Raw genomic sequence first — 14357 nt, forward strand, 5'->3', positions numbered from 1 at the left:
CTCTCCGGGCCGGGGGCAGCCTTCAGTCCAGTTGCGCGAGCTTTGCGAGTGCGGCGCGCGCGCCCGGCCCGGCAGCGACGACGGGAGACCCCTTCGTCAGCCGCTCGCCTTCCGTCGGGAAGGGGTGATACCAGCCGCCGGCCTCCTTGACGAGGCAATAGCCGGCAAGGCAATCCCAGGCATGCATGTAGGGCTCGTAATAGCCGACGAGCCGGCCGGCGGCGACATAGGCCAGCATCAGCGCGCCGGAACCGTTGCGGATGAAGTTGCCGCCTGCCTGCAGCAGGCGGCTGACGATATCCGCCACGGCTTCCGGCGTGACATGGCTGTTGGCGCCGATGCCGGTCAGGGCGTTCTCGATGGTGCGGGAAGGATCGAGCGTCAGGACCTTGCCGTTGAGCTTCGCCCCCCTGCCGGCGGCGGCGGCATAGAGCTCGCCATGGCAAGGCGCGCCGATGACGCCGACGACCGGCACGCCCTCGTGCAGCACGGCGACCGAGACGCACCAGTTCGGCATGCCGTTGACGAAAGGCGCCGTGCCGTCGATGGGATCGACGACCCATGTATAGCCCGACGTGCCCGCCGTCAGGCCGAACTCCTCGCCGAGGAAGCCGTCTTCCGGGAACAAGACCTCGACCCGGTCGCGGATCAGTTTCTCCACGTTGCGGTCGGCGATGGAGACCACGTCCTGAAGGTCGCGCTTGGTCTCGATGACAAGGGAATCGCGCCGGTTGAAATAATCCAGCGCCATCGCCCCGCCCTCCTGCGCGAGAAGCTTGGCGAGGGCGAAGCGTTTGTCGAGGGCCGTCTCTTGCGACGTCATGCGTTGGTTCCTTGCAATGGTGTCAGGTATTGATGAGGGCGATGCCGCGGTTCTTGAACTGCAGCGTGGCATCCGCCGCGGCGGGCAGGATGCGGTCGACGGCGTGGTCGACGATGAAGAGCGTTCCAACATCGGTCTCCACCTCGTATTCGACATGATCGCCGAGATAGGCCGAGTGCAGGATGCGGCCGGAAAGCCCCTCCCCGCGCCCTTCGGTGAGCGTCACCGAGCCCGGCCGCACGGCAAGGTTTGCCGCGCCGGGCTTTGCCCGCCCGGCCGGCACGCGATGCTCGAACCCGCCGACGCGGACCTTCGCCTCGTCGTTCTCGATGCCGATCACCTCGCAGGCGATTACATTTGCCTCGCCCATGAAGTCGGCGATGAAGGACGAGGCGGGCGCCTCGTAGAGTTCGCGCGGGGCGCCTGACTGGGCAATCTCGCCGTCCTTCATGACGATGATGCGGTCCGAGACGGCGAGCGCCTCGTCCTGATCGTGCGTGACATAGACGGCGGTGAAGCCGAGGCGCTGCTGGAGTTCGCGGATATCCGTGCGCACCTTACGACGCAGGCGCGCGTCGAGGTTCGACAGGGGCTCGTCTAGGAGCAGCACCTGCGGCTCCAGCACCAGAGCGCGGGCGACGGCAACGCGCTGCTGCTGGCCGCCGGAAAGCTCGGCCGGCAGGCGGTGGCCCATGCCGGCGAGGCCGACGAGCGCCAGCCCTTCCTCCGCCCTTTCCCGCGCATCCCTGCGCGAGAGGCCGGAGGATTCCAGGCCATAGGCGACATTGTCGAGCGAGCTCATGTGCGGGAAAAGCGCATAGGACTGGAACACCATCGAGACGTCGCGCTCGTTGGCCGGCAGCATGGTGACGTCCTTGCCGCCGATGAGGATGCGCCCGGCGGTCGGATGCTCCAGGCCGGCGAGCATCCTGAGCGTCGTCGTCTTGCCGCAGCCGGAGGGGCCGAGGAGCGTGACAAGCGTGCCGGGCTCGATGGTGAGCGACAGGTCCGGGATCGCGGTGAAGGCGCCGAAGGTCTTCTTCACATTCTCGAAGGTGACGGAACCGGCTTTGGGATTGATCATGCGATTTTCTCCTGACGGGAGGACGAGGACGGGGTGAGACCGGCGACGCGGTTCTCGCGCCTGAGTCGCCGTTCACCCACGAGAAGCTGGAAGACGGCGATGACCGCGATCATCACGACGATCAGCATGGAGGAATAGGCGATCGCCACGCCGTATTCGCCGTTCTCGACGAGGCCGACGATGTAGGACGTCGCCATGTTGTATTCGGCGCTGACGAGGAAGATGACGGCGCTGATGGAGGTGATGGCGCGCACGAAGGAATAGACGAGCGCGGCGGTGATGGCGGGGCGCAGCAGCGGTAGGATGACCTTGCGGATCGTGCGGAAGCTGCCGGCGCGCAGCGTCAGCGAGGCCTCGTCGAGGCTCTTGTCGAGCTGGCTCATCGCCGCGATGCCGCCGCGCACGCCGACCGGCATGTTGCGGAAGACGAAGCAGGCGATGAGGATCAGCGCCGAGCCCGTCATTTCCAGCGGCGGCAGGTTGAAGGCCATGATGTAGCTGACGCCGATGACCGTGCCGGGAATGGCGAAGCTCATCATCAGCGCGAATTCGAAGACGTTCCGCCCGGCGAACTTCTGGCGCACGATGATATAGGCCGTCAGCAGGCCCACCGCGGCGGTGAGCGGCGCGGAAAGAAGCGCGATCTCCATGGTCGTCCAGAACGAGTTCCAGGCGACGCCCGTCCAGGCGATGCCCCAGGCTGTGCCATTGCCGAAGGTGATCGAGAAGGCCTTGATGTAGTGGTCGAGCGTCAGCGAATTGTCGAGGCCCCAGGTCTTCACGAAACCGCCGACGAGGATCATGCCGTAGATGACCAGCGTAAACAGGCCCCACGGAATGACCACCGAATGGACGGCGATGGAAAGCCCCTTCGGCAGGGCGATATGCGCCCCGCTGTCGCCCTTGCCGGTGACGGTGGCGAAATTCTTGCCGGAGAGCCAGACGCGCTGGGCCAGGAAGGCCGAGAGCGTGAAGAAGAGCAGCACCATGGCGAGCACGGCGGCGCGGGACGGATCGTTCTGCGAGCCGACGACGGCAAAGAAGATTTCCGTCGAGAGCACGCCATGGCTGCCGCCGAGCACCAGCGGGTTGCCGAAGTCGGCCATGCTCTCGATGAAGCCGATGAGGAAGGCATTGGCGAGGCCCGGCTTCATCAGCGGCAGCGAGACGCGGTAGAAGGTGCGCCAGCGGTTGGCGCGCAACGTGGTCGATGCCTCCTCCATCGACGGGCTGACGCCCTCGACGACACCGATCAGGACGAGGAAGGAGATCGGCGTGAAGGAAAGGACCTGCGCGATCCAGATGCCGGTGAGCCCGTAGAGCCAGCGGCCGGGCTCGATGCCGAGGAGGCTCGAAAGCCCCTGCGTGACCACGCCGGCGCGGCCGAAGAGCAGCGTCAGCGCAAGGCCGATGACGAAGGGCGGGGTGATGATCGGCAGGATCGTCAGAAGGCGCAGGCCCTTCTTGAAGGGAAACTGCGTGCGGGTGGCGACCAGCGCGAAGGCGAGGCCGAGCAGCGTGGAGCCGAGGCCCGTCATGATGGCGAGCCAGAGCGTGCGCCAGGCGACGCCGCATCGGCCCGCGCCGATGACGCAATTGAGGCTCCAGATGCTCGGATCCTGCAGGTTGCGGATGAAATTGTCGGGATTGAACGAGCCGTCGAAATCCTGCACCGAGCCGATGAACATGCTGCCGATCGGATAGAAGACGAAGACCGCGACGAGGAAGACGAGCAGCGAGATCGAGCTGACGACGAAGGCATCGCCCTTCATGACGCCCCGCTCGGCAAGGCCGAAGGAGAACATCAGGACGAAGGTGACGGCACTGAGCACCGCGCCCGCGCCCATCGAGGGCTGGCCGTCGGCAAGCGGGCCGAACAGGCTTTCGCTGATCGCCCACGTCCAGCCGGAAAAGCCGATGGCCAGCCCCTGGAGCGCGAGGAATAGTACGCCGATCGCCCCCACCCAGGCCAGCACGGCGCCGCGGCGCATCGGGTCCGCCATGCCGCGCGCTGCACCGGCGATGAGAAGGAGCAGCACGACGGCCGCGAGCCACAGGCGGCCATGCGCCGCGATCTGGACGAGACCGGGTGCGGCCTCGGTGGAAAGCGGGAAACCGGCCAGCCAGCCGAACCCGAAGAAGCCGTTCTCGATGCGATACCAGGGCAGAAGGGTCAATGCGACCGCGCCCAGGATCAGGACGATGTCCAGCCTGCGATTGCCATTCGTCATGGCCGACCTCGCTGTCTTTGATTATGGGAAGGCGGCGCCCGGAGGAGACGGGCGCCGCCACTCAGGACATCAGTTGGCGGCAGCGCCGACTTCGCGGTCCCAACGTTCCAGCAGTTCCTTGCGCTTTGCCGGGTCGCCGTAAGTCTTGAAGTCGTAGTTGATCAGCTTGATGTCCTCGAACTTCGGCGCTTCCTTCGGAATCTCCGCATTCTTGTTGGAGGGAAGCTGGAAGGACTTGGCATCCTTCATGCGCGACTGGACTTCCGGGGTCAGCGCCCAGTCGTACCAGATCTTCGCATTGTCGAGGTTGCGCGCGCCCTTGATGATCGACATGGAGCCGATCTCGTAGCCGGTGCCTTCGCAGGGCGTGACCGAGGTGACCGGGAAGCCTTCGGCGATCTGTGCCACGGCGTCGTGCACGAAGACGATGCCGAGCGCCGTTTCGCCGCGCGCCGCCGCCTTGACCGGCGCGGAGCCGGACTTGGTGTATTGCGAGATGTTCTCGTTCAGCTTCTTCAGGTAGTCGAAGGCCTGGTCCTCGCCCATGATCTGCACGAGGGAGGCGAGCGCCGTATAGGCCGTGCCCGAGGAGTTCGGGTTGGCGATCTGGATCTCGCCCTTCAGTTCGGGCGCCAGGAGGTCGGCCCAGCACTTCGGCTCCTTGAAGCCCTTCGACTTGAAGATGTCGTTGTTGTAGCCCCAGCCGAGCGCGCCGGCATAGACGCCGACCGTGCGGTAGCCCGAGCTTTCCGCCTGGCTCTTGGCCCAGTCGTTGAGCTCGTCGAGCTTGGGCGACTTGTATTCCAGCGTCAGGCCTTCGGAAGCGGCCTGCAGGTGCGGGTCGCCCGTGCCGGCCCACCAGATGTCGGTCTTCGGGTTGCGGGCTTCCGCGCGGACCTTCGCATAGGTCTCGCCGGAGGACAGGCGAACCATGTTCACCTTGATGTCGCTGTGCGCCTTCTCGAAATCGCCCTTCATCTGCTCGCAGATGACGACGTCGGCCGAGCAGATGAGGTTGAGCTCGCCGGCAGCCTTCGCCGGCAGGGCGGCAAGCGCCGTTCCGGCGAAGAGCATGAGGGAAAGGGTCTTCATTTTCATTGGGCATCCTCCTGTTGCCTGGTCATGAATTCGGCTGCGAACGGCGCACGAGGGGGCCATCGGCCTGCCCGCGAGGGCGGCGCGTCCGCGGTTTTCTTAAGTCTTTCGTGAAAGCTCGCTCAGTTCGTCGCGGCGATCTCCGCGTCGAACCTTTCGAGCAGCCGACTTCGCTCTTCCGGCGAGCCGAAGGTCGCGAAGTCGTAATCCACCATCTTGATCATCGAGATATCCGGCGCTGCCAGCGGCAGGGTCGATTTCGCATTGGACGGCACCTGGTTCTGGCCGGATGCCGCGCCGGTGCCCTGCCCTTCCGGGCTGAGCGCGAAGTCGACGAAGCGCCTTGCCTCCTCCGGGTGCCGCGCGCCCTTGACGATGCTGACCGCGCCGATCTCGTAGCCGGTGCCCTCGCAGGGCGCGACGATCACCAGCGGATAGCCCGCCTGCTTCTGGGTGACGGCGTCGTGCATGAAGGAGATGCCGATCAGCGTCTCGCCACGCGCCGCCGCCTTGACCGGCGCGGAGCCGGCGCTCGTATAGCGCCCGATATTGCGGTTGAGCGCCGCCATGAAGCGGAACGCCTCGTCCTCGCCGAAGAGCTGCACCAGCGTCGCGAGCGTCGTGAAGGCCGTGCCGGAGGAGTTCGGATTGCCGCTCTCGATGCGCCCGCGATAGGAAATGTCGGCAAGGTCCTTCCAGCAGGCCGGCGCGGGCAGCTTCAGCTGGCGCAGGAGGTCGGCATTGTAGGCAAAGCCGAGCGCTCCGGCATAGATGCCCGCCGAGCGCCCGCCCGACATGGCGAAGAAATTCTGCGCCCAGGGCAGCATGTCGCGTTCATGCGCCGGGCGATAGGGTTCGAGAAGGTCTTCCGACCCGCCCTGGAGATGCGTGTCGCCCGTGCCGCCCCACCAGACGTCGACCGTCGGGGCGGCCTTCTCGGCGCGGATCTGGTTGAGAATGTCGCCGGTGCTCTTGCGGGTCATCGAGATTTCGAGGCCGGACTTCGCCTCGTACGCCTTCTTCATCGCCGCGCACCAGTCCTCGTCGACGCCGCACAGAACGGTGAGCGCCGGGGCTGTCATGCCGGTCGTGACGCTGCATAGCCACAGGGCCATGCCCGCGCCGAAAGCGGTGATGCCTTTCACGATTTCCTCCCATTTGGAACGTCGCCGTCCCAATCTCCGCAGTCAGGATGTCACATTCCCCGCCTGCCGCAATCGAAGAATGGTTACCGTTCTTACAGCCCGGGGCGGCCGCCGCATGGCAAAAATTACAAAGATTACAAATGTGATAAATCCGCATAACACGAGCTGCTTTGAACATTCGACAAGCGCCGCCTATGATGCGGGCGGGAGGACGTGCAGTGCTGATCGAGCGGATTCGAATTCTGATCGTCGAGGACGATCCGGACATGGCGGAGCTTGTTTCCGACCTCGTGGAGGCGGAAGGCTGGACGCCGCTTATCGCCCCGTCGGCCGAAGCGGCCGCGGCCGTGCTCGCGCATGAGACCGTGCATCTCGTGCTCGTCGACCATAACCTTCCCGGCACCTCCGGGCGCACCTTCGCCCAGCGCCTGCGCGCGCAGACCAATATCGGCATCGTCATGGTGACGGCCGCCGGCAGCGCAGCGGATCGCGTGCTGGGGCTGGAAACGGCGGCGGACGACTATGTCGTCAAGCCCTTCGAACCGATCGAGCTCACCGCCCGCATCAAGGCGGTGCTGCGCCGGACGATACCGTCGCTGAAGCCGGAGCGCGACGGCGAGCGCGAGCCGGAGCCCGCTTCGCTCAAGCTCGGCGACTGGTCGGTGGACTTGAAGAATCGCCGCGCCGTCTGCCTCTCCGATCCGGGCAAATCGCTGACCAGCGCGGAATTCACCCTCCTCGAAATCCTCGCCGAGACACCGAACATGCCGGTCAGCCGCGCGCATATCCTCGACAGGCTCGGCGCGGAGAGCGACCGCTATATCGACCGCAACGTCGATGTCCTCGTGCTTCGGCTGCGGCGCAAGATCGAGCGCAACCCGGACCTGCCGCGCCATATCAAGACGCGGCGCGGCAAGGGATACGTTCTCGACACGGACGACGGCGAGCCCGCCCCGTGATCAGCCGCCCCTTCCTTTCGTCGATCGCCTTCCGTCTGCCGTTTGCGATCGTCTTCATCTGCGTGCTGGTCTTCAGCCTCGCGACCATCGCCGTCTACGGCCTGCAGCGGGCGCGGGAAGAGATGGCTGCCTACGGGCTCCAGGCCTTTTCCAGCCTCGCCAAGGCCTCCCTCGTTTCCCGCCAGGTCTCGGACCTCGTGTCGAGCGCCCCGTTCCTGATGAACGCGACGTCGCCCTACCGCGTCTCCAGCGAAAGCCGCTCGGTGGTCGGGCAGGTCGATGTGTTGCTGCGCGCCATGCAGCCGGAAAGCGGCGAGAAGGCGGTCAAGGGCTTTGCCAGCGCCCGGATCGTCGAACTGCTGGAGACCATCCGCAACCAGACGACGACGCTTGCCGCCGATGCCGATTCCGCCCAGCAGCACAAGGCGGAAGCCGCTGCGGCGCTCGGCGAGATCGCGACCGGGCGCGGCATCGCCGATGCGGATTTCCGCCGCCGGCTGAACGGCATCGTGCAGTCGGCCTCCAATTCCGACAGCCTCTTCCAGCTCGGCGAACTGCGCCGCCGCTATGTGGCGGAAACCACGCCGCGCCTCGAGCGCGCGGCGCCGGATGTCCGCGTTTCCGCCGCCGAGCTCGCCCCCTACGAACGGGTCTTTGAGGCACAGACCCAGTACCTGCTCGAAATGTTCTCGATCCGCGCGGCCGTCGCGCGGCTGCATGTCGTCTCGCGCGACCTGTCGCATGCCACGGAAACGCAGAGCGAGGCCGTCGCCCGTGGACTGAACGACGACCTGCTCACCACCTCCGACGTGCTGAGCCGGCTGCTCGTCATCGTCGCCTTCGCCGCGCTCCTGGTGCTTGCCATGGCGGTTCTTTCCATCCGCTCGGTGATGCGCGTCTCGCGTGGCATCGTCTCGCTTTCGAGCGGCATGAACGCGCTTGCGGAAGGCCGAAAGGATGTCGAGACGCCGAGCTACGAGGGATCGGAAACGGAGCTGGTGCGGCTCCTGGAAGCCTTCCGCGCCTTCCGCGAGAGCGTCGAGCGCGTCTCGCGTCTCCGGCGCACCGCCGAGGCGGCCGCCCGGACCATCCGCTCGACCTTCCGCAACATGAATGAAGGGATCGCGCTGTTCGATCCACGCGGCCGGCCGATCACCATGAACCGGCGCGTCATCGAGCTCGTCGGCTGGTCCGGTTCGGCGCGAAAGCTGCCGGCGCGGAAATTCGTGGAGCCCATTCCCGAGATAGAGCCCGCCCTTCTGCCTGCGGACGAAGACCGGGGTGCGCTGGAGGACCGCGCCGTCCTGCGCCACCGCTCGAAGGCCGGGCGCGTCACGGAGGTCTCGCTCTCCCGCCAGCCGGACGGCGGCATCGTGCTCCTTGCCCGCGACGTCACGGACATGGACCGGCAGGAGGCGGAGGCGGCCAAGGCGCATCGCCTCGACGGCATCATGCGCATGACCCATCAGGTGAGCCACGAGGTCGGCAACATGATCGGCATCATCACGGGAAGCCTCGGCCTGCTGGAGCGCGAGACCGGCTTCAACGACCGGCAGAAGCGGCATCTCTCCCGCATCCGCAAGGCCGCCGACCGTGGGCGTTCGCTCGCCGGCAGCATGCTTTCCATCGGCAGCCAGCAGCCGATCCATCCGGGCGCGGTGGAGATCGGCGCGCTGCTGCGCGGCATGGCGGACGTGCTGGAGATCGCCATCGGCGAGAAATGCCGCCTCGCCTTCGACATCGCGGAGGGCCTTCCGGCCGTGCTGCTCGATCCGGCCCTCTTCGAGCAATCCGTGCTCAATCTCTGCCTCAACGCCGCCGCCGCGATGCCCGAAGGCGGAACGATCCTCGTGCGTTCCTTCCGCAACGAGACGGGCGTCGTCGTGGCGGTGAGCGACGAGGGTGTCGGCATGTCGCCGGAGGCGGCGGACAAGGCGTTCGAGCCCTATTTCACCACCCGCAACGAACAGGGCGGCGCCGGCCTCGGCCTTGCCGTGGTCTACGGCTTCGTGCGGCAGAGCGGCGGCGACGCGCGCATTCATTCCACCCCCGGCAAGGGCACGACCGTCGAACTGTGGTTCCCGGCCCGCGCCGGGGAAAGACCCATCACAACACCGCCATTTCCGTAGCGTAGGGCACGGAAAATGACATCAATCATTTGCATCGAAGACTGAAAGGACAGACCATGGATGTGATCTTTACCCCGGAACTGACGATTTGCGGCATCGAGGAGCTGCCGGCGCAGCGCGAGCGCAAGGTGACCCATGTCCTGTCCCTGCTGGACCCGGAGCTTCCCGAGATCGAGACCTTCGCGACCTATGGCCAGCACCACCGCACGACGCTGCGCTTCCACGACATCATCGTCGCCGCGCCGGACCGGGTGATGCCGCGTCCCGACCATGTCGAGGCCATCCTGAAATTCGGCTCGGACTTCCAGGCCCAGCAGAACGCGCAGGCGTCGAGCCACCTGCTCGTGCATTGCCATATGGGCGTTTCCCGCTCGACTGCCGCCATGCTGACCCTGATGGCGCAGGCCAACCCGGATGAGACGGCCGAGAGCCTCTTCATCCGCCTCGTCACGATCCGGCCGCAGGCCTGGCCGAACTCGCAGATGATCGGCTTTGCCGACGAGCAACTCGGCCGCAAGGGCGAGCTGACGGCCGCGCTCGGCCGCCATTACGGCCGGCAGATCCGCAACCAGCCGCAATATGGCGAGTGGATGAAGACCCTCGGCCGCCACGCCGAACTGCAAATGGCCGTCCTCGACTGAGGGACCGGAATTCCGGCGGCATTAAAGCCGCCGGAGCTTCAACGGGGGACGAATTCGACCAGCATGGACTTGAGCTCGATCTCGCGGACGCGCCGGGCGGCTTCGTCCGGGCTGACCCAGGCGAGGATGCGCTCGCCCTTTTCCTTGAACTTTTCCGCGACGCTCGTGACCTCGATCTGGAAGACGTCGACGATGCAGGGCGCGACATCGCCGTCGTCGAGCAGCTTCAGGTAGGTGTAGCTGCCGACCGGCTTCTTGCGGACGGTTCCCTTGACGCCGGCCTCCTGCAGCGCCTCGATGGCCGCCGCTTCATAAGGCTTCCTGCCCTTCATCGGCCAGCCCTTGGGGATGATCCAGCGCCCGCTGTCACGCGACGTCACGACAAGGATCTCGATCCCCTCGCCTGTCGGCGCGGGGCGAAAGCAAAGGGCGGCATATTGCTGGCGGAAGGCACCCGAGAACAGCTTCTCGGGCGAAGCCGCGAGCTTTTGCAGGAGCGTCTTCGGCTTGCGCTCCCTCGTTTTCTTTTCCTTCTTGCCTGTCTTCACGGGTCTCTATCGCCGACGCTTTCAATCCGCCTCTGAATGATAGAGTTCGCCGCCCGTGTCAAAGCGGAAGTCGGGCTTCCGGCCGATCCGGCTTGAAATGGGCGGAGCAGCGGTTACGCTGCTCCGTACCCGCACTCAACTTCGGACCCGGCCCGCCATGACATCTGCAAATGCCCGTATTCTCAATGCCGTAGACCAGTCTTTTGAGAGTGAGGTCCAGTTTCTGGAAAAGCTGGTCGCCTTCCGTTCGCTGCGCAACGAGGAGGCCGAGGCGCAGGATTTCATTCAGGCGGCGTTGCGGCAGCGCGGCTTTGCGGTGGAGCGCCTGCGCACCGATGCCTCGAAGATCGGGCAGCACCCGGCCTTCTCGCCGGCCACCGTCGACTATGCGGAAAGCTGGAACGTCGTCGGCCTGAAGCCGGCAGGCGGCGCGGGCGGCCGCTCGCTCGCCTTCAATTCCCATGTCGACATCGTTCCGGCGGGAAGCAGCCACCGCTGGGCCTCCGCCCCCTTCCAGCCGGTCCGCAAAGGCGACTGGCTTTACGGGCGCGGCGCCGGCGACATGAAGGCCGGCCTCGTCGCCTCCATCTTCGCGCTCGACGCCATCGCGGCGGCCGGCCTTACCCTGCGGGGCGATGTCCAGGTCCAGTCCGTCGTGGAGGAGGAGATCACCGGCAATGGCGCCGCGACGCTCTTCGAACGCGGCTTCGTCGCCGACGCCGTCATCAGCCCCGAACCGACGGACGAACAGCTCGTGCGCGCCAATGCCGGCGTCATCAAGTTCCGGCTGGAAACCAAGGGCCGCCCCGCCCATCCCCGCGAGCCGGAATCCGGCCAGAGCGCCATCGATCTCATGATCCGCCTGATCGGTCACCTCCGGGCGCTGGAGCGCAAATGGATCGACGAGCGGCAGGACAGGCGCTGGTTCAGCGAGCTCGCCAACCCCGTCGCATTGACCATCGGCACGATCAGCGGCGGCGACTGGATCGCCTCCATTCCCAGCGATTGCGTCGCGGAGGGCCGCATCGGCTTCTATCCAGGCGAAGATCCGCAGGCGCGCGCCGCGGAATTCGAAGCCTTCCTCGCGCGCATCCAGACGGAAGATCCGGCCTTTACCGGCGAGCGTCTGGTCGACCTCACCTGGGTCGGCGTGATGCATGCCGGCTACGAGCTTGCGGAGGGAACGCCGGCCGAAGCCAGCCTTCGCGCCGCCCACGCCCTGACGCATGAGGGAGGCGAGCTACCCTCCTATGTCATGGCCTGCTATCTCGACGCCGCCGTCTTCTCCGTGCACGGCAACATCCCCGCGCTCGTCTATGGCCCGGTGGCCGAAAACATCCACGGCATCGACGAGCGCGTCAGCCTTTCCTCGCTGAAGCGCGTCACCAAGACGCTCGCCCTCTTCGCGGCGGACTGGTGCGGCATAGCGGAAAGCTGAGCCATTGAAATTGTCATGCATTTGCGCCAGAAAAATGCATGACAAAATGGCAACCCGATCCCGCCCTCCTGCGGCGCCCCGTCTACATTTCCCTCGCCGACCAGTTCACGGCCGCGATCAAGAGCGGCCGGCTTGCGGCGGGCGGCAAGCTTCCGGCCCATCGCGACCTTGCCTATGACCTGAAGGTGTCCATCCAGACGGTCAGCAAGGCCTATGACATCCTGGCCCGCCGGGGCCTCGTGTCCGGCGAGGTGGGGCGCGGCACCTATGTGAAGCCGGGCGGCCCGGCGCTGCAGTCGCCCTATATCGCCGAGCGGCTGGCGAATGTCATCGACCTCTCCATCGTGACCCCCGTCTGCACCGCCATGCAGCTCGACCGGATGAAGGCAGCGCTGCACCGGCTCGGCGACACGATCCCGCCGGCCGCCGTGCTGTCCTTCCGGCCCAACACCATCTTCGCCCGGCACAACGAGGCGGTCGTCTCCTGGCTTTCCGGCCTCGGCGTGGAGGCAGCGCCGCAGAACGTGCTGCTGACGAACGGCGCATCTTCCGCCTTCACCGTCGCGCTCATGTCGGCGGCCGGCCCGGGCGCGATCCTCGCGGCCGAAGAGATCTGCTACCACGTCATCCGCCCCCTCGCCGACTATCTCGGCATCAGGGTGCGGGCAATCGCCGCCGACGCGGATGGAATGCTGCCGGAAGCGTTGGAAGAAGCCTGCTTTCGCGAGGAGGTGCGGGTGGTGACGCTCCAGCCGAACCTTGCCAATCCCACCGCGATCCTGATGCCCGAAGACCGGCGGCGGGCGATAGCCGAGGTCGCGCGCAAACATGACATAACGATCATCGAGACCGATGTCTTCGGCCCGCTTCTGTCCGACCGACCGCAGCCGCTCGCGGCCCTTGCGCCGGAACGCACGATCTACATCACCGGATTCACCAAGGTCGCCGTGCCGGGCCTGAGGATCGGCTATGTGGCCGCGCCCGACCATTTCGCCGCGACGATCGCCAACCGGCAGCTGATGGCGAACTGGATGGCGACGCCCATCATGGCCGAGATCGCCACGCTATGGCTTGGTGACGGCACCATGGACGCCCTGGTCGGCTGGCAGCGCGAGACGCTGCGCGCCCGCCATCGCATCGTGGCGGAATCCCTCGGCAAGGCATCCTGCCGCGCGCATCCCGAAGGCCTGCATGTCTGGCTGCCCCTTCCGCCCGATCATGACGAGCTCGCCTTCGTCTCCCAGGCGCGGGCGCGCGGCGTCGCCGTCGCCCCGAGCACACCCTTCTGCCTCTCCGGCCTTCCCGCCGGCGCCGTCCGGCTTTCGGTCGGTGCGACGGAAGCGGAGGAGTTGCGCGCGGGCCTCGATATCCTCGCCTCGCTCCTGCGCGCGGCGCCCGACCGGAGTGTGCTATCGATCTGATAAATTGACACGTGTCTTTTTCGAAGATTGACGCGGTTCTTTCTGCGCGGCTCAATACGGGTCGAGAGCTGCGGAGCGCGCATGATCGAGGAAATTCAGCCACGGCCGGCACTGGACGATCGCCCTGCACCCAGGCGCATCGGCCTGATCGCACTTGCGACCGACCACACCGTCGAGGCGGATTTCCGGCGTCTCGTCGCGAGCGATGCCGTCGCCGTCCATGTGGCCCGCGTCCACTACGCCAACCCGACCACGCCGGAAAACCTGCGCGCGATGCATCCGCACCTTGCCGCCGCCGCCGGGCTCATCCTGCCGGGCGAGGCGCTCGACGCCATCGTCTACGGCTGCACTTCCGCCTCGGTCGTCATCGGCGAGGATGCGGTGGCCGCGGCCCTCGAAGCGGGCAGGCCGGGAACGCCGGTCATCACGCCCGCAGGCGCGGCCGTCCGGGCGCTTTGCGCCCTGCGCGCACGGCGCATCGATATCCTGACGCCTTATGTCCGGCGGACGGCGGAGCCGATGCAGGCATTCTTCGCCGCAAAGGGCTTTGACGTCGACCGCCTCGTCTGCCTCGGCATGGAGGACGACCGGGAGATGGCGCGCCTGCCGCTCGAGGAGATCGTGCGGCTGGCCGTCGAGACGATCACGCCCGGCGCCGAGGCGCTGTTCCTCGCCTGCACGGCCCTCCGTGCCGCGCAATGCGCCCCCGAGATCGAGCGGCGAACCGGCCTGCCGGTCGTCACCAGCAACCTTGCCGCCGCCTGGGCCAGCCTCCGCCAATGCGGGATAGCGCCCGACCCGGACGCGGCCTGCCGCCTGCTCACACTTGCCGATACCCGATAA

At 66.5% G+C, this 14357-nt stretch carries 12 protein-coding genes; 6 read left to right on the plus strand and 6 right to left on the minus strand.

The genetic code is table 11. The annotated features are described in order from the left end of the window. Positions 1-22 precede the first annotated feature (22 nt). From ShzoTeo12_RS22605 to ShzoTeo12_RS22625, 5 genes are all read right to left on the minus strand, one after another. Complete coding sequence (locus ShzoTeo12_RS22605; RefSeq protein ID WP_318912547.1) at positions 23-823, minus strand: inositol monophosphatase family protein; 801 nt, start codon at positions 821-823, stop codon at positions 23-25. Between the two features lie 22 nt (positions 824-845). After that, the gene (locus tag ShzoTeo12_RS22610) at positions 846-1907 is read right to left on the minus strand and encodes an ABC transporter ATP-binding protein (RefSeq protein WP_318912548.1); all 1062 of its coding nucleotides are present in this window, start codon (positions 1905-1907) and stop codon (positions 846-848) included. After that, positions 1904-4138 carry an iron ABC transporter permease gene (locus ShzoTeo12_RS22615; protein ID WP_318912549.1) on the minus strand — a complete coding sequence of 745 codons (2235 nt, stop codon included), beginning with the start codon at positions 4136-4138 and terminating at the stop codon, positions 1904-1906. Before ShzoTeo12_RS22615 ends, ShzoTeo12_RS22610 begins: the two co-directional genes overlap by 4 nt. A gap of 69 nt (positions 4139-4207) precedes the next feature. Continuing rightward, positions 4208-5236, minus strand: coding sequence for an ABC transporter substrate-binding protein (locus ShzoTeo12_RS22620; protein ID WP_119255722.1), 1029 nt, complete (start codon positions 5234-5236; stop codon positions 4208-4210). A 119-nt stretch (positions 5237-5355) separates the two neighbouring features. Then, positions 5356-6348 (minus strand): ABC transporter substrate-binding protein, encoded by a 993-nt coding sequence (locus tag ShzoTeo12_RS22625; protein WP_413251202.1) that lies wholly within the window; start codon positions 6346-6348, stop codon positions 5356-5358. Between the two features lie 227 nt (positions 6349-6575). On the opposite strand from ShzoTeo12_RS22625, the gene ShzoTeo12_RS22630 reads away from it, so the two are divergent. From ShzoTeo12_RS22630 to ShzoTeo12_RS22640, 3 genes are read left to right on the plus strand one after another with little or no spacing between them, the layout of a single operon-like run. Then, a complete protein-coding gene (locus tag ShzoTeo12_RS22630; protein WP_413251203.1) occupies positions 6576-7337 on the plus strand; it encodes a response regulator in 762 nt (253 codons plus the stop codon). Next, positions 7334-9466 (plus strand): ATP-binding protein, encoded by a 2133-nt coding sequence (locus tag ShzoTeo12_RS22635; RefSeq protein ID WP_318912552.1) that lies wholly within the window; start codon positions 7334-7336, stop codon positions 9464-9466. The genes ShzoTeo12_RS22630 and ShzoTeo12_RS22635 overlap by 4 nt, the downstream gene beginning before the upstream one ends. A gap of 56 nt (positions 9467-9522) precedes the next feature. Next, on the plus strand, positions 9523-10107 hold the full coding sequence (locus ShzoTeo12_RS22640) for a protein-tyrosine-phosphatase (protein WP_318912553.1): 585 nt from the start codon (positions 9523-9525) through the stop codon (positions 10105-10107). Positions 10108-10145: 38 nt separating this feature from the next. Here ShzoTeo12_RS22640 and ShzoTeo12_RS22645 read toward each other — a convergent pair whose 3' ends face one another. Then, on the minus strand, positions 10146-10655 hold the full coding sequence (locus tag ShzoTeo12_RS22645; RefSeq protein ID WP_318912554.1) for an NUDIX hydrolase: 510 nt from the start codon (positions 10653-10655) through the stop codon (positions 10146-10148). Positions 10656-10812: 157 nt separating this feature from the next. Here ShzoTeo12_RS22645 and ShzoTeo12_RS22650 point away from each other — a divergent pair, with 157 nt between their 5' ends. From ShzoTeo12_RS22650 to eutA, 3 genes are all read left to right on the plus strand, one after another. Then, complete coding sequence (locus ShzoTeo12_RS22650) at positions 10813-12093, plus strand: ArgE/DapE family deacylase (RefSeq protein WP_318912555.1); 1281 nt, start codon at positions 10813-10815, stop codon at positions 12091-12093. A 38-nt stretch (positions 12094-12131) separates the two neighbouring features. Beyond that, the gene (locus tag ShzoTeo12_RS22655; RefSeq protein ID WP_318912556.1) at positions 12132-13514 is read left to right on the plus strand and encodes a PLP-dependent aminotransferase family protein; all 1383 of its coding nucleotides are present in this window, start codon (positions 12132-12134) and stop codon (positions 13512-13514) included. A gap of 81 nt (positions 13515-13595) precedes the next feature. Further along, the gene (gene eutA, locus ShzoTeo12_RS22660; RefSeq protein ID WP_318912557.1) at positions 13596-14357 is read left to right on the plus strand and encodes an ectoine utilization protein EutA; all 762 of its coding nucleotides are present in this window, start codon (positions 13596-13598) and stop codon (positions 14355-14357) included.

Source organism: Shinella zoogloeoides, from assembly GCF_033705735.1.
Classification (GTDB): Bacteria; Pseudomonadota; Alphaproteobacteria; order Rhizobiales; family Rhizobiaceae; genus Shinella; species Shinella zoogloeoides_A.